At 68.7% G+C, this 18,287-nt stretch carries 19 protein-coding genes; 8 read left to right on the top strand and 11 right to left on the bottom strand.

What is annotated here, in order from left to right:
* Window positions 1–5: 5 nt before the first annotated feature.
* Entirely contained in the window at window positions 6–1,682 is a 1,677-nt protein-coding gene (locus tag D0T12_RS02940; RefSeq protein ID WP_117397662.1) for an Eco57I restriction-modification methylase domain-containing protein, read from the bottom strand.
* Window positions 1,683–2,132: 450 nt separating this feature from the next.
* Between D0T12_RS02940 and D0T12_RS02935 the strand changes: the two genes are divergently transcribed.
* Entirely contained in the window at window positions 2,133–3,002 is an 870-nt protein-coding gene (locus D0T12_RS02935; RefSeq protein ID WP_199487255.1) for an alpha/beta fold hydrolase, read from the top strand.
* A gap of 9 nt (window positions 3,003–3,011) precedes the next feature.
* On the opposite strand, the gene D0T12_RS02930 is transcribed toward D0T12_RS02935, so the two are convergent.
* Together D0T12_RS02930 and D0T12_RS02925 are read right to left on the bottom strand one after the other, a co-directional pair.
* On the bottom strand, window positions 3,012–3,437 hold the full coding sequence (locus D0T12_RS02930; RefSeq protein WP_117398020.1) for a VOC family protein: 426 nt from the start codon (window positions 3,435–3,437) through the stop codon (window positions 3,012–3,014).
* Between the two features lie 12 nt (window positions 3,438–3,449).
* Window positions 3,450–3,842, bottom strand: coding sequence for a winged helix-turn-helix transcriptional regulator (locus D0T12_RS02925; RefSeq protein WP_117397661.1), 393 nt, complete (start codon window positions 3,840–3,842; stop codon window positions 3,450–3,452).
* 90 nt (window positions 3,843–3,932) lie between these two features.
* Here D0T12_RS02925 and D0T12_RS02920 point away from each other — a divergent pair, with 90 nt between their 5' ends.
* A complete protein-coding gene (locus D0T12_RS02920; protein ID WP_233525822.1) occupies window positions 3,933–4,886 on the top strand; it encodes an NADP-dependent oxidoreductase in 954 nt (317 codons plus the stop codon).
* Here D0T12_RS02920 and D0T12_RS02915 read toward each other — a convergent pair.
* Window positions 4,883–5,413, bottom strand: a complete 531-nt coding sequence (locus D0T12_RS02915) for a class I SAM-dependent methyltransferase (RefSeq protein WP_199487254.1) — start codon at window positions 5,411–5,413, stop codon at window positions 4,883–4,885. The two genes, D0T12_RS02920 and D0T12_RS02915, sit on opposite strands and share 4 nt — an antisense overlap.
* On the opposite strand from D0T12_RS02915, the gene D0T12_RS35770 reads away from it, so the two are divergent.
* On the top strand, window positions 5,345–5,980 hold the full coding sequence (locus D0T12_RS35770) for an ankyrin repeat domain-containing protein (RefSeq protein ID WP_199487296.1): 636 nt from the start codon (window positions 5,345–5,347) through the stop codon (window positions 5,978–5,980). The genes D0T12_RS02915 and D0T12_RS35770 overlap by 69 nt on opposite strands.
* 185 nt (window positions 5,981–6,165) lie before the next feature.
* Here the strand turns inward: D0T12_RS35770 and D0T12_RS02910 are convergent, their stop codons facing one another.
* Window positions 6,166–7,113, bottom strand: coding sequence for an AraC family transcriptional regulator (locus D0T12_RS02910; RefSeq protein ID WP_117398019.1), 948 nt, complete (start codon window positions 7,111–7,113; stop codon window positions 6,166–6,168).
* 126 nt (window positions 7,114–7,239) lie between these two features.
* Here D0T12_RS02910 and D0T12_RS02905 point away from each other — a divergent pair, with 126 nt between their 5' ends.
* Entirely contained in the window at window positions 7,240–8,079 is an 840-nt protein-coding gene (locus tag D0T12_RS02905; RefSeq protein ID WP_158581377.1) for an SDR family oxidoreductase, read from the top strand.
* Window positions 8,080–8,143: 64 nt separating this feature from the next.
* Here D0T12_RS02905 and D0T12_RS02900 read toward each other — a convergent pair whose 3' ends face one another.
* Together D0T12_RS02900 and D0T12_RS02895 are read right to left on the bottom strand one after the other, a co-directional pair.
* Window positions 8,144–9,442: a carbohydrate-binding protein gene (locus D0T12_RS02900; protein ID WP_117397657.1), complete on the bottom strand. Its 1,299-nt coding sequence runs from the start codon at window positions 9,440–9,442 to the stop codon at window positions 8,144–8,146.
* A gap of 175 nt (window positions 9,443–9,617) precedes the next feature.
* Window positions 9,618–10,043 (bottom strand): YybH family protein, encoded by a 426-nt coding sequence (locus D0T12_RS02895; RefSeq protein WP_233525821.1) that lies wholly within the window; start codon window positions 10,041–10,043, stop codon window positions 9,618–9,620.
* Window positions 10,044–10,211: 168 nt separating this feature from the next.
* On the opposite strand from D0T12_RS02895, the gene D0T12_RS02890 reads away from it, so the two are divergent.
* Complete coding sequence (locus D0T12_RS02890) at window positions 10,212–10,583, top strand: winged helix-turn-helix transcriptional regulator (RefSeq protein ID WP_117397655.1); 372 nt, start codon at window positions 10,212–10,214, stop codon at window positions 10,581–10,583.
* A gap of 14 nt (window positions 10,584–10,597) precedes the next feature.
* On the opposite strand, the gene D0T12_RS02885 is transcribed toward D0T12_RS02890, so the two are convergent.
* Window positions 10,598–11,260, bottom strand: a complete 663-nt coding sequence (locus D0T12_RS02885) for a calcium-binding protein (protein WP_117397654.1) — start codon at window positions 11,258–11,260, stop codon at window positions 10,598–10,600.
* Window positions 11,261–11,613: 353 nt separating this feature from the next.
* Between D0T12_RS02885 and D0T12_RS02880 the strand changes: the two genes are divergently transcribed.
* Entirely contained in the window at window positions 11,614–12,522 is a 909-nt protein-coding gene (locus D0T12_RS02880; RefSeq protein ID WP_117397653.1) for a 2-hydroxyacid dehydrogenase, read from the top strand.
* Here the strand turns inward: D0T12_RS02880 and D0T12_RS02875 are convergent.
* Both D0T12_RS02875 and D0T12_RS02870 read right to left on the bottom strand, forming a co-directional pair.
* Window positions 12,519–13,766 carry a cytochrome P450 gene (locus tag D0T12_RS02875; protein WP_117397652.1) on the bottom strand — a complete coding sequence of 416 codons (1,248 nt, stop codon included), beginning with the start codon at window positions 13,764–13,766 and terminating at the stop codon, window positions 12,519–12,521. The genes D0T12_RS02880 and D0T12_RS02875 overlap by 4 nt on opposite strands.
* A 25-nt stretch (window positions 13,767–13,791) precedes the next feature.
* A complete protein-coding gene (locus tag D0T12_RS02870) occupies window positions 13,792–15,561 on the bottom strand; it encodes an acyl-CoA dehydrogenase family protein (protein WP_117397651.1) in 1,770 nt (589 codons plus the stop codon).
* A gap of 89 nt (window positions 15,562–15,650) precedes the next feature.
* Here D0T12_RS02870 and D0T12_RS02865 point away from each other — a divergent pair, with 89 nt between their 5' ends.
* The gene (locus tag D0T12_RS02865; protein ID WP_117397650.1) at window positions 15,651–16,430 is read left to right on the top strand and encodes a PaaX family transcriptional regulator C-terminal domain-containing protein; all 780 of its coding nucleotides are present in this window, start codon (window positions 15,651–15,653) and stop codon (window positions 16,428–16,430) included.
* Between the two features lie 9 nt (window positions 16,431–16,439).
* Here the strand turns inward: D0T12_RS02865 and D0T12_RS02860 are convergent, their stop codons facing one another.
* Window positions 16,440–17,207: a lysophospholipid acyltransferase family protein gene (locus D0T12_RS02860; protein ID WP_233525820.1), complete on the bottom strand. Its 768-nt coding sequence runs from the start codon at window positions 17,205–17,207 to the stop codon at window positions 16,440–16,442.
* 66 nt (window positions 17,208–17,273) lie between these two features.
* Between D0T12_RS02860 and D0T12_RS02855 the strand changes: the two genes are divergently transcribed.
* Complete coding sequence (locus D0T12_RS02855) at window positions 17,274–18,287, top strand: ABC transporter permease (protein ID WP_117397648.1); 1,014 nt, start codon at window positions 17,274–17,276, stop codon at window positions 18,285–18,287.

Raw genomic sequence — 18,287 nt, 5'->3', positions numbered from 1 at the left:
ATTCCTCACTCGGGGAGTTCCGTGAGCCCGTAGGCCCGCAAAGCGGCCTCCGTGGCCGCCAGGGCGTCACGGCGGTCGAATGCTTCCGCCAATGCTCTGCCGGTCTCTTCATCGATCTCTGCGGGATCAGGCACCCGGATCTTGCGCAGGTACTGAGCTTGGAAGCGCAGTGTTCCGCCTCGCATCTTGACGGCGTACGCCTCCACAAACGCCTCAGCGACTCTGGAGAGCAGCAGGCCACCGAGCACTCTCAGATCCCATACATCGGAGACAACGAAGTACAGATTGTGATGAGGGTACAGGCCGCCTTCGTCCAGCACCGGGTGAATGACCTGCTTCATGTCCGGGACCAGAAGTTTGGGGCGTGTGTTCAGCCGAGGGTCGACCTTGTCTATCGTCTTGTACCAACGTTCCGGCTGTTTGATCGCAATATGACGCTTTTGTAGCGTGGCCCTGTTGCGTGTGAGATACGCGCGTAGTCGAGGATAGTCCGCCAGATCGACCAGGCCACCCGCATTGTTCCACGGATTGACCAGGTACTGGCCGCTCCAGAGAAGATGACCCGACGTCGTGTCGCGGACCATCGCGAGCGGAAGCAGCCGGTCTTCTTCCACCAGGTCAGGTTGTTCGGTGATGAAAACCTTGTCCGCACCCGTCGCGACGCCGATACCGACACGTGTGCCCGTGGTCTCGTCCTCGAGGAGACGGAACCGGTCGCTCAGGTCTTCCAGCACGGCCAAGCGTGCAGGAGAAGCAGCGGGCCAAGAGTCCTCGCCCGGAAACCAATGCGGTAGACGCACAGCATGAAAGGACGTCGCATCGATGGTTCGTTGTCTCGGATCGGCGACCCATCGGAGGAAGTCCTGTGCCTGGACGTGTCCAAACTCGCGGTCGCTGTCGGCGGCGATGGCGGGGCCCTGTGCACCGTTGCGGATGACGGTGATGGCTGGATAGGCGGAAACCTGGTCATGGAACGCGTCCACATCGTGCATCACGAGGACGAGATCCATGCTGTAACGCTGTGTCACCATCTGCCGGAGACGTCGTCCGTACTGGTTGCGCATCCAGCGATCGGCGCAGATGAAACCGAGTTTGCCCCCTGGCTTCAAACTGCGGAGACCGATCTCGTAGAAGCCCACGTAGATGTCGGCCCGGCCGCCCATCGTCGGGCAGGCTGACCGATAGGCCGCCATACGTCCGTCCGGTACGTCCTCAAGCCGGATGTACGGAGGATTGCCGACGACGAAGTCGGCTCCAGCCGTTCCGTCAGCGGTAAGGAGGTAATCCCCCTGGCGCACCCAGTCTTGTACCACGGTGTCGACCTCGGCGTCTTCCCAACCATCGGCTAGGAGCCGGTCGCGGACGAGCGCTCGTGCCAGCTCGACGTTGCCGCCGAGTAGATCCAAAGCCCCGATCGACTCAGCGGCATCCGCGAGCGAGCGTCCATGAGCGCGGCACGACCTGCTCAACCGCTCCACGATCGGGCCGAGGAAGGCACCCTGCCCGCACGCCGGTTCGACGAGCCGCAGGCCCGCGAGGTCACGATCAGCGGTGTAGCCCACAACGTCGAGGATCAGTTCGACGACCCAGCGGCGGGTGAAAATCTCACCATGCCGCACGGCCTCCTGCAACGCCACTGGAGGTGAAGCCTCATCGACATCGAACAGCGCCTGAGTGACCACCGACCAGACGATACCGGCAGACGCGCGAATCCCAAGGTCACACCGTCCACTTGTGGATAACTACGGGTGACGGACGCGACCGACACAGGTTCGCCGTGAGGAACCGGGCGCCGGTGCGCGGTAGAGAACCTGACACCCTGCGGTAGCAATCGTCCCTGGTGGAGCCGGGACGCAGGCCGGCACGGATGGCGATGTGTCCTCCAGGTATCCGCATTCGATCGCGTTATGGAGCTCACAACATCGAGACGACTCTCTCCTCAGCGACAGCGAGGAAGAGTCCGTAGCCATCGTGCAGGACGACCATCACCAAGACGTGTCCTCTGCTGGGGCGTGGTGAGGCCAATGCCCAACAGTGTCCAGTGGTGTTCGGGTCGGGCGCGATGAGTTTTCGTTCGCGTTCGGGTCAGCAGATCGAGGACTACTGGGGCCTCTGACGAGGAGGAAGCGAACGTGGATGACGAGCGCCTGGTGCCGGTGAACGGTGTGGAACTGTGTGTGCAGACCTTCGGCGAATCGGCTGCGCCGCCCGTGTTGCTGATTGGCAACACGTTGCTGACCTGGCCGGACGAGGTGTGCGAGCGGCTGACCCGGAGACCGCGTCGGGTCGTCCGGTACGACCTGCGCGACACCGGACGGTCCACCGTCGTCGACCCGGACAACCCCGGCTACACCCTGCGCGACCTGGTCACCGACGCGGCCGAGTTGCTGGCGGCGCTCGGGTTGCCCCGCGCGCATGTGGCGGGCTTCGGGGTCGGCGGGTGGATCGCGCAACTGCTGGCGCTCGACCACCCCGACCGGGTTTCCGCGCTCACCCTGATCGCGACCCGGCCGACCGCGCCGGGCCCGGCGGACGCCGACCTCCCGGAGCATGATCCGGAGCTGATGAAGTTCATCTTTTCGGCGCCGCAGCCGGACTGGGCCGACCGCGCTTCGGTGGTGGCGGCCATGGCGGAGAGCGCGCGGCACATGGCCGGGCGGGCAGGGTTCGACGAGGCCGCGGTGCGGGAACGGGCAGGTCGGATCTTCGACCGCGCGGTGGTGCCGGACGGCGCTGACCCCGCGGCCGTGCACCGCTCGAACCAGATCGGGACCGCGTTCGCGGCGATGGACTCCGGTGACCGCTGGCGCGAGCGGCTGGGTGAGATCAGCGCGCCGACCGTGGTGATCCACGGCGAGGACGACCCGTTCTTCCCCATCGGCAACGGCGAGGCGCTGGCCCGGGAGATCCCCGGCGCCGAGCTGATCCGGTTGCCGGGCACGGGCCAGGAATTGCCGCCCCGGGTGTGGGAGGAGGTCATCGCCGCACTCGCCCGTCCCTGAGACTCCACGTTAGGGCGTTGGTGATTGGTGGCGGCTTGCGGTGCGGGGGCGATGGGCGCGGATGTCCACGGGGCGCCCATCGGGGTCGTAAGCCGTCATCGTCCACTGCGTGGGCAGTGTCTCGATCTCTCCAACCGGGGACCCGGCGGCCAGGAGTCGTTCGCGCACCTCGCACAGTTGCGCGTGCGTTGCGACGCGCAGGCCCCAGCCCGCCCGGCTCAGCGGGTCGAGACCTGGGGTGGGGGCGGTGGCGGTTTCGACGATCATCAGATGGTCGTCTCCGCCGACGTCGACGACGGCGATTCGAGGATCAGAAGCGGTGGCGGCGCGCTCGAATGCCAGCCGCGCTCCGAGCAATTCCGTGTAGTACGTGACGAGACGGTCCAGGTCGGTCGTGGACAGCGTCAGATGGTTGATACCGAGCAGGTCGGGCATGATCAAGCGACTCTAGTACGGCTGCCGTCCTGCGCCCAGACCGTGATGGTTGCGGTCCTGGGCCTGGGCGATGGCGGCGCCGTTCTCTTCGGCCCAGCGGGTGAGCATGGCGATCGGCTCGATGAGCGTGTGCCCGAGCGCGGTGAGTTCATAGTCGACGCGCGGCGGGGCCTCGGCGTGGGCGGTGCGGAGCACCAGGCCGTGATGTTCCAATCGGCGCAGCGTCTGGGTGAGGACCTTCTTCGAGATGCCGCCAATGAGTTCGATCAGGTCCTTGTGACGGCGCGGCCCGCGGCTCAGGCCGTAGAGGACGACCACGGCCCACTTGTCGGCGATGATCTCGACGGCGAGGCGGGCGGGGCAGTCGGCCAGAAAGACGTCGCCGGGGCCGTCGAACTCGCTCACGTTCCGAAGGTTACCGGGAGGTTCCCGGCGGATTCCTAGCGTGGAGGGTGGCGACCGCCGCTCGGGCGGTCCGCTGTGATGGGGAGAGTCGTGAGCGATCGAATGCGTGCCGTCGTCCAGCGGTCCTTCGGTGGTCCGGAGGTGCTCGAGTACACCGAGGTCGAGCGGCCCGTGCCGTTGCCGACCGAAGTCTTGGTGCAGGTGCGGGCGATCGGGGTCAATCCCGTGGACGGGTTCATCCGGTCGGGTGCGTTCCCGATGCTGGGCGAACCTCCGTTCATCCTCGGCTGGGACGTGGCGGGCGTCGTGGTGGCCTTGGAGCCCGGCGTCACCCGTTTCGCTGTGGGGGACGAGGTGTACGGGATGCCGATGTTCCCCCGGCAGGCGGGCGGATACGCCGAATACGTCGCCGCGCCGTCGCGACATTTCGCCCGTAAGCCCAAAGGACTGGACGATGCCGAGGCCGCCGCGCTGCCGCTCGTCGGGCTGACCGCCTGGCAGAGCCTGGTGGACACCGGCGGGCTCCAGGACGGGCAACGCGTGCTCGTCCACGCGGCGGGCGGGGGCGTCGGGCATGTGGCGGTGCAGATCGCCAAGGCGCTGGGCGCCCATGTCACCGCGACCGCCAGCGCCGCCAAGAGCGAGTTCGTGCGGGGGCTCGGCGCGGACGAAATCGTCGATTACCGGGCTCGTGACTTCGCCGAGGTCGTAAACGACATGGACATCGTCCTGGACACCGTCGGTGGCGACACCGCGTTCCGTTCGATTCAGACCCTGCGTCCGGGTGGCCTGCTCGTCACGGTCGCCGACCGCCGCAACATGGAGCTGGCCGCGCGCACCGAGGCGGCCGGTCGGCGCTTCGCGGGTCTGACCGTGGAGCCCGATCACAGCGGGCTGGAGGCGTTGACGCGATTGGTGGAGACGGGCCGCCTGCGCGTCCACGTCTCGCACCGCATCCCCCTGGCCGAGGCGGCCAAGGCGCACGCCCTGGTCGACGAGGGCCGAAGCACCGGGAAGGTCGTCCTGACCCCTGATGACCGTTAGGACGGGCGGCGAGCGAGTAGGTAGGCGCGGCGGGTGTCGACCTCATCGGGATAGTGGACGCGCTCCATTTGCATTTCCAGTGTGAAGCCTGCGTCTTTCAGAAGGTCGATGACCTGTGTGGGCTCGTAGAAGTAGAAGTCGACGTTCACTTCGTGGTCCCACCACTCGTCCAGATGCCTGACCTCGGTGCCGACATGGAACGTCACGAGGAAGTGGCCGGACGGGCGCAGCACCCGGTAGACCTCCGCGAAGGCTTTGGGCAGTTCGGACGGCTCCAGGTGAATGACGGAGTAGCACGCGACCGCCGACCCGAACTCGCCGTCCGCGGCGGGCAATGCGAGCAGGTCGCCTTCGCGGAATTCCACGTCCGGGTACTCGCGCCGTCCAGCCGAGACCATCGCGGCGGAAAGGTCGATCCCGACGCTCTTCGCGCCCCTCTCGGCCATCCAGGCGGCCACATGACCCGGTCCACAGCCCAGGTCGGCGACCGGAAAACCGGGCTCCGACTGCTCAAGCAGGGACGCCAACAACGCACGATCCAGCGGCTTGCCAGCGAGTTCGTCACGAAATCTGGCGGCGTACGTTTCGGCAACGGTGTCGTAGCTCTGACGAGTCGCGTCGTGTCCCATACGCACCAGCCTCGCACGGACTTAACAGTCGGCCGTGTGGTGCGGTACGAAGGGAGCGTGCCGGAAACGGGTGTGGAACAGGCGCTGTCGTCCGCCGATGCCGAGGCGTTGTCCGATCTCCTGCGGGACGATCCGACGGCGGCGACCACGCCGATCGACGGGAAGGCACCGCTGCTGGTGTTGCTGAAACCGCTGTTGGGCGGCCCGGCGAATGCCAACCCCGGGATGCTTGAGTGCGCGCGGTTGCTGCTGGAGGCCGGCGCCGATCCCTCCAGCTACGAGGCGGGCGACTTTGAGCACGTCAGCGCGTTGTACTGCGCCATATCAGCCTGCCACGTCGAGCTGGTCGAACTGCTCCGTGCCCATGGCGCCGAGACCGACCAGGACGCCTGGGAGCACGCCGCCCTGAGCGCCGAAGGCTCCGTGGAGGACACGCCCGCGACGGAGATCTTCAGAATGCTCTAAAGGAGCATGCCAACAAGAATTGCAAGATCGGTGTCGAGCCCGGAGCCTGGGCCGCCGGTATCTACCGACCAGGAGCCGCGCCGGCGCGCGGCGAAACCCAGCCCGACCACGACTATTCGTCCGAAGGGGGCCAGGCCGCCGTTGGCCCCGCGACACCTTGCGGGATCATCAATGATCTCTCGTGTTCACAAGGACGCGGGCTGTGTAATGCCTGTTCGGGTTGCGATGCGGTATTCACCTGGTGTGGTGGCGTACTCGCGCCGGAATGCCTTGGCGAAAGCGAAGGCGGAGCCGTATCCGATGGCACCGGCTATCTGCTCCAGGGACTTGTCGGTGTCGCGGAGCAGGCGGGCGGCGATGGTCATCCGCCAACGCGTGAGGTAGGTCAAGGGCGGCTCGCCGACGAAGGTGGTGAACCGGCGTGCGAACGCGGCCCGGGACAGTCCCGCGATGAAACCCAGTTGCTCGACCGTCCAGGGACGTGCCGGCTCGGCGTGCATGGCGGCCAGAGCCCGTGCGGTCGCTGGATCAGCGAACGCCGCGGACCATCCGTCCGGTGTGTCGCGCAACCAGGCGCGCAGCATGTACACGAGGAGGGCGTCCACCAGCGACGGTGTCACCGCCGCGGCACCAGGGGACGGGGATTCCAACTCGTCGCCGAGGAGTTCGACCATGGCGCGGAGCCCGTGGTGCCGTCCTGGAAGCGCCGACAGGTGGACCACGTCCGGGAGATCCCGCAGGAGCGGGTGTGGCCGGTGCCTGCGCAGGCGGTAGGCACCGCAGACGATCGTGGACCGGGCACCCGGTCCGGGCAGGACCATCCGTCCAAGGGGTGAGGCCGTCGGATTTCGCACCGGTGAGAAGTCGGTGAGCGGCGTTCCGGGCGTTGACGTGATGGCGTGTTTGGCGCCGCTTCCGAGTAGCACCACGTCGCCGGGTCCGAGTTCCAACGGCGCGAACTGGGCGGTATCGCCGGGCAAGGGCGTCAGCCAGCACGAACCCTGGAGGACGACATGGAACCCGGCCCCGGTGGTGTGGTCGAACCGCAATCCCCACGGTGCGTGCGCTTCGGTGTGCGCCGCGACCGGTGTGCCCACACGCATGGCCGTAAGGATGTCCGCGAGTACGTCCACATAACCACGATAGACGTCTTCGTCCGCAAGACGCATGGACAAAGGCACGCGCTTCTGAGCCATCGCCCGTCTCGCTCGTCGAGAACTAGCGTGTTCATTCCAGTCACCGGCGAACGGAGGATGCAAATGACGGTATGGGTCGAGGGCGCTACCGGCAAGGCGGGCAGGCGCGTGGTGAGGGCCCTGGCCGACGCCGGTGTGCCGGTACGTGCCGCGAGCCGCCACCCCGGTGCGCCGTCCCGCGGCGTGGTGCCCGTGCGGTTCGACTGGTACGACCCGTCGACCTGGTCGTCGGCGTTGGGCGATGCCGACGCGCTGTTCCTCAAGGGCCTGGACGCCGACGACGACGCCGCCGAGGTGATGACCCGGTTGATCGCCGCCGCTCCGAACGTCCGGCACGTGGTGCTCATGTCGGCGGTGGGCGTCGACCGCGCACCGGACGAAACACCGCGTCGCGCCGTGGAGTCGGCGGTGCAGAACTCCGGAAGGCGATGGACCATCCTGCGGCCGAACTGGTTCCTGCAGAACTTCGACGAGGACGAGTGGGTGTTCGCCAAGGCGCTGCGAGAAGAGGGCGCGTTGTACGCCTCGGCGGGCCGGTCCGAGGTCGGTTTCGTCGACACCCGTGACATCGCCGACGCCGCCGTCACCGTGCTGACCCACGACGGGCACCACGGCCGCGGTTACACCCTCACCGGACCTGAATCGGTGACCTTCGGCCACGTGGCCGACACACTGAGCAAGGCCTCGGGTCGTCCCATCACGCACGTCGACGCGACACCCGACCAGCACCGCGCCTACTTCGCCAGGTCCGGTCTCTCCGAAGATTGGGTCGAGCACATGGTGGACCTGTTCGCCCTCGTCCGGGCCAACGTGTTCGCCCGAGTCTCCGACGATTACCAGGAGCTGACCGGTAACCCACCGCGCACCCTGGAGGCGTACGCCAAGGAAATGTGGAGCCGCTGATACTCCACTGTTCAGCGAACGGGCCCGGCGGCAGGTGCCGCCGGGCCCGTCCGTCAGGTGAGCGTCAGCGACCCTGGAGTCGGCGGACGTTGTCGCCGAACGTCCAGTTCTTCGAGCCGTCCCAGTTCATGGACCAGGTCATCAGGCCCTTGAGCTGGCCGTTGAAGCTGTTCCACGCCTGGGCGACCAGGCCCGGCGACATGTAGCCGCCACCGGCGCCCGGCTGCGCGGGCAGGCCCGGGGCCTGCTTGTCGTAGGGGACGCGGATGGTGGTGCCCTGGATGACGAGGCCCGCGTTCAGGCATTCGGTCTGCTTGACGAAGCCCTCGACGGTCCCGGCGGAGTAGGAGTCACCACGGCACCCGTACATGCTGCCGTTGTAGTACTGCATGTTCAGCCACCACAGGCGACCGTTGTCCGCGTACTTCTTGATGATCGGCAGGTAGGCGCCCCAGATGGAGCCGTAGGTGACGCTGCCGCCCGTGACGTAGGCGGTCTCGGGCGCCATGGTGAGCCCGAAGTTGGACGGCATCGCGGCGAGCACGCCGTCGATGATGCGGATCAGGTTGGACTGCGACGCCGACAGCTGGTTGATGTTGCCGGAGCCGGTGAGGCCGGTCTCGATGTCGATGTCGATGCCGTCGAAGTTGTACTTCTTCAGGATCGGGACGATCGTCTCGACGAACTTGTCCGCGACCGAGCTGGAGCTGAGGTCGATGCCCGCGGTCGCGCCGCCGATCGACATCAGGATGGTGGCACCGGCCTCCTTGGCCGCGCACATCTGCTCGGGGGTGGCGACCTTCACCGTGCTGTCCATGCCGTCCTCCCACAGGACGGTTCCGTCGGAGCGGATCACGGGGAACGCGGCGTTGTACACGTTGTAGCCGTGGTTCTTGAAGACCGGGTTCTCGATCGGGCTCCAGCCGAACGGCGGGTGGACGCCGTTGGACGCGCCGTCCCAGTTCTCCCAGTAGCCCTGAAGGATCTTGCCCGCGGGCTTGCCCTTCACCGCGCAGGTCGCGTCGCCGTTCCCGGGCGGATCGGTGGTGGGAGGCGTGGTGGGCGGCTGCGAGTCGTCGCAGGCGCCCAGGTCGCGCCAGAGCGTCGGGGTGGACGCGGGGTTCCAGTTCGAGCCCCGGTAGGCGGTGTGGGCGCTGCGGGCCTCGTAGCCACGGCCGCTGTAGGTGACCTTGCTTCCGGCCGTGTAGCTCTCGCCTTCGGCCCACGTGGGGAACGTACAGGCGACCAGGGACGGCTGGGCGGACGACGGCGCGGACAGCACGACCAGCGCGAGGGCCGACAGCAGGAGCGCCGCGGCGGCAGTCGCGACGGCGGTGACGGCCGCCGACCATCGCTTGTGCATAAATGACACACGTTTGTGCTGGGGGTTCACGGGACTCCTCGGCAGACGGGGGTACTGAGGAGCCGGTGCAGCGCCAAACACAAGTCCCGGACGGGACTCTCCCAGGGCGCATGGCACAAAACCGGCATGGACGCCAGTAGCAGAGTAGCCGCGTCGCTTCAGACCGGGAAGACCTCTAAATGGCGGGTGCGGACAGGGCGCAACCGAACGGGTTGTCGATCACGTAGCGCCAGTGGCCGTCGGGGCCGCGGCGGGCGACATCGGTGGCGGTGCCCTCGATGTGGACGGGACGGCCGGTACGGTCCACGCCGTCGATCACCCAGTCGACGATCAGCAGCGTGACGTCCCCGGTGGTGTAGGCATGGCGGGGGCGCACCGTGATCGGCACGCCGAGTTCCATGAAGGAGACGTTGGCGGCGAGGCCGTCCGCGCCCGCGAGGGGCTTGCCCGGTTCGGGGACGAACACGGCGTCGTCCTCGTACATCTCGGCGAGCGCGTTCGCGTCGCCGCTGTTGAAGCGGTCCGCGAAAGCCAGGGGCACGTCTTCGGGGCGGTCGGCCAGGGGGCGCATCGGCGTCCTTTTGGTAGACGAATGATCCATGCCCAGGACGCTAGAAGCCGCCTTCGTGACTCACCAAACGGTTCGCCGTCCCCTCTGTCTGAGGCTCGCAGTAGACATTGGTCATCACGGTGGTGCGGGTCGCCACCGACAGCGGCGCGGCGGGTTCGGGTAGACAGAAGGGCACGAACGGAACGCTAGGAGGCGCTCGTGACTCACCAAACGGTCGACCGGCCGGGGCTGCCCGACGATCCGCGGGCGTTCGTCACCGAGCCGAGCCCGTCCTGTCCGGTCGAGATCACCCTGGACGCGCTTCGTGGACGTTGGACGACCCTGGTGGTCCGTGAACTGCTGCGCGGCGACCATTCGTACACCGAGCTGCGGCGGGCGCTGCCCACGCTGTCGGACAAGGTGTTGACCGATCGGCTCGCGCATCTCGTGGACTGCGGGGTGCTAGACCGGCGACGCGAACCGGGGTGGCCGCCGCGCACGCACTACGCGTTGACCGCACGCGGTCGCCGCCTGGGCCCGGTCCTCCAGGCGCTGTGGGAGTGGGGTGCCGACACCGGGGCAGCGCCCTGATTCCGACCGCGTCGTCAGCTCTTCTCGGGTCGGGCGGCGGACGGAGGGAACTCGCAGTTGACGGTGACTTCGCCGTAGCAGGTGTCATGGCCGGGCCCGCCGTCGATCAGGTCCCAGCCGTTGTCGCCGTTGATCGTGTCGTCGCCTTCGTTGCCGAAGAGGTTGTCGTTGTCGTCACCGCCTCTGATGTCGTCCTTGCCCAGTCCGCCGTGGAGGGTGTCGACGCCGCCTTCGCCGAGGATATGGTCGTCGCCGTCGAGCCCCCAGATGGTGTCGGTGCCCTTGTTGCCGTTGAGGATGTCGCCGTTTCCGCCGCCCCGGATGGAGTCGCCGTCGTCGCCGCCCAGGACGGAGAGCGTGCCCCTGGCCGGAGAGTTGATGAAGCCGATGGAGTCGCTGCCCGCGTCACCGCAGATCACGACGTCGGACGAGAACGGGCTGTCTTCGACGGCGTCGTGGAAGAACCAGTCGTCGCCGTCCAGGCCGGAACTGACATCGGTCTGGATCAGCAGGAGCGCGTCGGCGTCGGGGGTTCCCGGCTTGGTGACGGTCAGGTTCAGCCCGGATTTCTGGTCGCGGCAGGTCGCGGAGTCGGCGTGGGCCGGGCCCGCCGCGGCGACCGGGCCGAGTGCCGCCCCCAGCAGGGTCAGTGTTCCAATGATCGGTCTGATGCGCATTGGATCGTTCCTTTCGGCGCCGATCGGTCGCCGACGCCACCCCTATTTCCGCCGCGTTTGTTTTCGGTCACAAGATGGTGGCCGGAAACGGACTCGCATGAAATACACCGCCGGTGCCCGTGCTCAGGATTGGAGTACGACAGCGATCACAGACCTAGGGCTATAAGGTCACGACCACGAGTATATTACTTGTTTATGACATGAATTGACCGGGATAGGTCATTGCAGTTCATGAAAAGCGGGTCCGAATTTCGGTGCGGCGTGTCGTCCGGCGGAGACTGAGCGTCGCGTCGGAGCGCGGCCCACGGATGCGTCATGATCTGCACGTGGGGCGATGGTGGAAAGGGGCCGATATGCGGGTGTTGCTGCACTACGACATGGACCACGAGGCGCCCGGCCTCGACATCGTGAGCTGCTCCGAGCAGGACGACGAGCGGTTCGCGGAGTTGCTGCCGGACACCGAGGTGCTCTGGCACGTGCTGCGTCCGTTCACCGCCGCCGACATGGACCGGGCGCCGAAGCTGCGGCTCATCCAGAAGCTCGGCACCGGGGTCAACACGATCGACCTGGACGCCGCCGCCGAACGCGGAATCGCCGTGGCGAACATGCCGGGACAGAACGCGCAGGCCGTCGCGGAGACGAGTCTGCTGCTGATGCTGGCCGTGCTGAGAAGGGTCGTGCCGTTCGACGCGCGGACGCGGCGGGGCGAGGGGTGGCCGGCCGACCGGGCGCTGGTGGGCGGGGAACTCGCCGGGCGCACCGTCGGGCTTCTCGGCGGCGGCGAGATCGCGGGCCTGTTGCGGGGCATGGTCGAGGCGGTCGGCGCCCGCGTCCTGTACACGTCGCGGCGACGCCGTCCCGGAGACCCGGCCTGGCGGGAGTTGGACGAGTTGCTGCGGGCCAGCGACATCGTGTCGGTGCACGTCCCGCTGACCGACGAGACCCACCATCTGCTGGACGCGGAGCGGCTCGCGCTGCTGCCGGACGGCGCGATCGTCGTGAACACGGCGCGCGGGGCCGTGGTCGACGAGGCCGCGCTGGTCGAGGCGTTGACGTCGGGACGGCTCGCCGGTGCCGGGCTGGACGTCTTCGAACAGGAGCCGGTCGACGCGGGCAACCCGCTGCTGAAGCTCGACAACGTCGTCGTCCTGCCGCATGTCGCGTGGCTGACCCGCGAGACTTGGGACCGGTACTTCGCGGTCGCGGTGGAGAACTGCCGCCGTCTCGGACGAGGCGACGAACTCCTCCACCGCGTCCGTTAGCCGAGGCTGTAGCGGACGGGCAGGCGTTTGAGGCCGCCGACGAACGTGGTCGCGATGCTCTCCGGCGGCCCCGCCAGCTCGATGGACGTGAGGCGCGGCAGCAGTTCCTCGAAGAACGCGCGGACCTCGATGCGGGCCAACGCCGCGCCCAGGCAGTAGTGGACGCCGAAACCGAACGCCAGGTGCTTGTTCGGGTCGCGTCCCACGTCGAACCGGAACGGAGCGTCGAAGACGTCCTCGTCCCGGTTGGCGGACGGGTACGACAGCAGCAGCGAATCGCGCTTCCGGATCGTGACGCCGTGCAGTTCGTAGTCTCGGGTGGCGGTGCGCATGAACTCCTTGACGGGCGTGACCCAGCGGATCATCTCGTCGACGGCGAGCGGCATCAGGTCCGGGTTCGCGCGGAGCCGGTCGAGCTGGTCGGGGTGCTCGATCAGGGCGTGCAGGCCACCGGCGATGGTGGCGCTGGTGGTGTCGTGCCCGGCCGTCGCGACGATGACGTAGTACGACGCGGCGTCGAAGTCGTTCAGCGGTTCCCCGTCGATACGGGCGTTGGCGATGGCGGACGCCAGGTCGTCGGTCGGGGTGGTGCGGCGAGCCTGCGTCAGCCCTTGGAAGTAGGCGAAGAAGTCGAGCAGGACCTGGAGTTTCTCCTCCTTCGACGTGCCGCGCTGGAAATCGTCGTCGTCGCCGCCGAACAGTTCCTGGGTGAGCTTAAGCATCCGGTCGAAGTCGCTCTCGGGCAACCCGAGCAGCGAGAGGATCACATACAGGGGGAAGTGGACGGCGATCTCCTGCGCGAAGTCGCATTCGCCGCCGAGGTCGACCATCCGGTCGACGTAGCGTTTCGCGAGTTCCCGGACGCGGGGTTCCAGCGCCCGCATCGCCCGGGGCCTGAACCAGTCAGCGCCGATCGCGCGGAACACCCGGTGGTCGGGGTCGTCCATGTGGACGAGGGTGCGCAGGCCGATGCCCTGTTTGGCGCGCTCGCGGTTCATCTGGTCGAGTTCGGCGGTGGCGAGCACCGGGCGCGGCGCGTTCAGGAACAGGTCGTGGTTGCGTTCGACCTCCATGACGTCGTCATGTTTCGTGACGGCCCAGAAGGGGGTGTAGTCGGGTGCCTCGACCCGGTGCACGGGCGAGTCGCGGCGCAGTAGGGCGAGCGCCTCGTGCAGCCGTTCGTCGTCGGCGTAGGTCTTGGGGTCGGCGAGCGCGAGCCCGGCCTCCTCCAGGGTCGGTGTCATGCGTTCGGCTCCTCCGTCGGGTCGGTCACCGCCGGTCGTCGATCAGCGCGCCGTCGGCCAGGTCCTTGAAGCGGTCGAGCTCCTCGGCCGGTGCGTCGATCGCGCGGAGCGGACCGGCGTCGGCGAGATGGGTCCGAGCGTAGAGCCGGGCGACGAGCGCCTTGCGATGGTTGCCGGTGTCGGCGCGTTCCCAGCCCGCCTGTTCCAGAAGCAGCGCCGCCGCGTATACATCTGCCATGAACTGGGCCAGCGGGTAGAGCCTCGCCTCGGCGACGGTCCTGTCGAGCCCCCGCCATTTTTCTATGGCCTGCCGGAGGTGGCCGATGCGTTCGTGGACGAGGTCGGCGGTCCCGTCGTCTCCGGTGGGGGCGTGCCGGGCGGCTTCGGTGAGCCGGTCGAGGAACGGTTCGTGCGCGTCGTGCCGTTCGACGGCGCGGCGCACGTCCAGGCAGAGGATGTTGTCGCCGCCCTCCCAGATGGGGTTGACCTGCGCGTCCCGGAGGATCCGCGCGACCGGCCACTGTTCGATGTAGCCGTTCCCGCCGTGGATCTCGACGGCGTCGCTCGCGGCGGTGACGCCGAGCCGCGCCGCCCGCAGTTTGATCAGCGCGGCGCCGATCCGCAGCGCCGGGCGACGGAGGTGCCCGTCGAACACGAGCGCCTGGACGGCCTCGGTCTCCACGATAAGTTCGGCGAGTTTCCTTCGCATGAGCGGCTGTTCGGCGAGCGGCGCGCCGAACGCCTCCCGCGCCCGCGTGTAGCAGAGCGACTCGACCAGGGCCCGCCGCGCGCATCCAAGGCCCATGGTCGCGATGGCGAGACGCGCGCCGTTCGTCAGCTCCATCATGCGGGCCATTCCCCTGCCGTCCCCGGCCGTGCCCTGGGGGGCGAGGAGGAACGCCTCGGCGCCGGTGAACTCGATCTCGGCGGACGCCACGGACCGGGTGCCGAGCTTGTCCTTCAGCCGCCGGATCCAGACGCCGTTGCGCGTCCCGTCCCGCCGCTCCTTCAGGACGAGGAACGGCGCGACGCCCCGGACCCCGTCGACGGCGCCCTCGGGTTTGGCCAGCACCACGAACGCCGAGCCGCCCGCGTTGGACGCGAACCATTTGAAGCCGTCGAGCCGCCACGCGTCGCCGTCCCTGCACGCGGTCGACTCCAGGGCGCCGAGATCGGAGCCGCCCGCGCGTTCGGTGAGCAGTTGTGCCGCCTCCCCGCACATCGTTCCGGCGGCGAACAGTTCCCGTACTCGCGCTTTGACGTCGTCGGGCGCGAACATCTCCGTCAGCGCCACGACCATCTCGCCGCCGGTGCCGAGCGCGCACGTCATGCCGATGTCGGCCTGGTTCAGCAGGTAGCCCCAGGCGAGGGCCAGCGGGGCGGGATCGGCGCCGTTCTTCCGCGCCTCCGCGACGAACTCGGGGCGGGTGAAGGAGGCGGCGACGAGGTCGCGCCTGGCGGCCTCGAACGACGGCGGCGGGACGACCCGGCTGATGTCGTGGCCCCACCGGTCGTACTTCTCCAGCCTCGGCGGGTTCCGGTCGGTCTCCTCGGCCCGTTCGGCGATCGGGCCGCCGATCAGCGCGCCCAGCTCGCGGAGCCGGGGCTCGGCCCAACCGAACCCGTCGCCGAGGTGGCGGCGCATCAGGAACCGCAGCGTGGGATCGCAGTCGTACCAGTTGAGACCCACCGCGCCGGGGTAGCGTTCGGTGGCGTACCGGCGGGCCTTTCCCGCGTGGCTGAAGGGGAGCCGGTCCAACGGCTCGACCGGATGGTCGGATCGGTTCGACGCCATAGCTGGGACATTACGCCTCATCATCGCATGGCGGAAGGTTGTAATCTGGAGAGGGTCTCCGCCCACCGGGATTAAGGTCTCGACCAGTTATGGAAAGCAGTCTGGAGATTCGCCCGCTCACCGCCCGTTCGATCGTCCTGAGCACGTTGTTGGGCGTCCATCCGCCCCGGTTGCCCGCCCGGTATCTGGTTCGCGTCGGCGAGATGTTCGGCGTCGCCGAAGGAACGGTCCGGGTAGCGCTCTCCCGCATGGTGAACTCCGGCGACCTGGTTCAGGGCGGCGGCGCCTACGCGCTGACCGAGCGGCTCCTCGAACGGCAGGCCCGCCAGGACGAGAGCCGCCTCCCCCGGGCCCTTCCCTGGGACGGCACCTGGGAGATCGCCGTCATCACCGCCGAGCGCCGTCCCGCCGCCGACCGCGCCGCGCTGCGGCAGGCCATGTCGGCGCTGCGGCTCGCCGAACTCCGCGAGGGCACCTGGCTGCGTCCGGCCAATCTGACCCGGCATGGGACGGACCCGGGCGGCGGCGAGGCGCAGGGCGCCCTGGACGACCGGCCCGGCATCGTCGCCCGGCAGTGCACGTTCCTGCGGGGACGTCCCGAGGGCGATCCCGCCGCGCTCGCCGCCGAACTCTGGGACCTGGACGCCTGGACGGCCAAGGCCCGAGCCCTCCAGACCGCCCTGACCGAGACAACCGGGATGGCCGAACGGTTCACGCTCGCCGCCGCCGTCCTCCGCCATCTCGTGGACGACCCGATCCTCCCGCCCGACCTGCTGCCCGCCGACTGGCCGGGCCCGGGTCTGCGCGCCGAGTACGAGCGTTTCGAGAAGGAGTTCGAGCGGCTCCTCACCGAGCAGGTGCTCGCCTGAGGGCGGGCCCTACTCGTCGTCGGCCCTCGGATTCAGGGTGCCCGCCCACTCCTGGTCGGACAGTTTGCGGATGGCGTCCATGACCTCGTCGGTGATGACGCGGCGGGCGCGGCCCGGCGGCAGGTCCTGGTAGCGGGAGAAGTCCATCGGCTCGCCGAAGCGGACGGTGGGACGGACGGAGAGCCGCGGCCGCCACGTGCCGAGCGGGATGATCTGGTCGCTTCCGCCGAGCGCGACGGGAACGACCTTCGCGCCGGACTTGAGGGCCAGCCAGGCGACGCCCCGTCGGCCGAGGTAGAGGCGCCCGTCCGGGGAACGACTGCCCTCCGGATAGATCGCGACGCCGCCGCCCGCGTCGAGGACGTCGACCATCCGGCCGAGGGCCCGGACGGCCGCGCGGGTGGGGCCGCGCCTGATCGGGACGTTCCCCAGCGCGAGCATGCCCCGCCGGATCAGGCGTCCACCGATGCCGGGGAGCTCGAAGTACTCCGACCTCGCGAGCCACCACAGCCGGCGGGGGATGACGGGTGACAGGACGAAGCTGTCGACCATCGACAGGTGGTTGCTCGCGAGGATGAACGGCCCGTCGGCCGGGATGTTCTCCCTGCCCTCCACCCGCGGGCGCAACGCCAGGCGGAGCAGGGGCCCGACCGTGTGGGCCAAGACACCGTAGAACACGCAGCCTCCCGTGACTCTGCGCACCCGGACGAGCAGGTGCGCGAGGCCGAATCTAGGGAGCCCGGCCCGGGTTCGCATCCGCCATGTGACCAGCCTCATGCTCGCACATCTGGAAATTAATCGAACGAGCGATTATTTTTTGGGGCATCGAGCGAGGAGGCAGTGATGCGAGACGAGCGGACACACGACAGGCGCAAGCCCATCGCCGTGCTGGTGGTGGTGTCGCTGATCGGACTGATCTTCACCGGGTCCTTCCTCGGGGCCCTGCACCACTTGGAGCCGCACAAGGTGCCCGTCGCCGTCGTCGCGCCGCCGCACGCCGTGGACCGGCTCGGCGCGTTGATGGAGCGGAAGGCCGAGGGCGCGTTCGACCTCACGGCGTACGACGACCAGCGGAAGGCGCGGGACGCGCTGCTGGAACGCGACGTCGACGCGGTCTTCGTCCCCGGCGCACCCGGCGCACCCGGCAAGGGCGGCGCGACGCTGATCGTCGCGGGCGCGAACGGACGGACCGTGCAGAACGCGGTGACGGCGGCTTTCCAGGGCGTCGGCCAGGCCACCGGGCAGCCGGTCACGGTCAAGGACGTCCGGCCGCTGCCGGACGGCGACAATAACGGGGTGTCCGCCATCTTCTTCGTGATCACGACGGTCATTCCGGCCGTGATCCTCGCGGTGCTGCTCGCGGTCGCCGCGCCGCGGGTCGGGGCGGGGCGGCGCCTCGGGCTGCTGGCCGCCGGGTCCGTCGCGCTCGGCGGGGTCAACGCCTGGGTCGCCGCCGGGCTGACCGGCGCGCTCACGGGAGCGCCACTGGAGCTGTGGGCCCTCGCGAGCCTCCTGGTGTTCGCGGTCGCGTCGTTCGCGGCGGGCGCGTGGCGCGTCGCCGGGCCGCCCGCCGTGGGACTGACCGCGCTGCTGTTCATCCCGATCGGCGTCCCGGCGAGCGGAGGCCCGATCGGACCGCAGTTCATCCCCCAGTGGTACGCGACGGTCGGTGACTGGCTGCCGGTGGCGGCCTCCGTCGACGCGGTGCGCAACACCGTCTACTTCGACGGCAACGCGATCGGCGGGCCGCTCCTCGTGCTGGCGCTCTGGGTCGCGGCCGGGCTCGCCCTGGTCGTGGTGCCGAAGAAGGCGCGGGAGCGGGCGGCGGTTACGACAGAACCCGCCGTGGGCTCGTGA

The sequence above is a fragment of the Actinomadura spongiicola genome (assembly GCF_003432485.1).
Lineage (GTDB): Bacteria > Actinomycetota > Actinomycetes > Streptosporangiales > Streptosporangiaceae > Spirillospora > Spirillospora spongiicola.
Note: the sequence above shows the minus strand (reverse complement) of the source record. Positions and strands in the feature narration are given on the sequence as shown.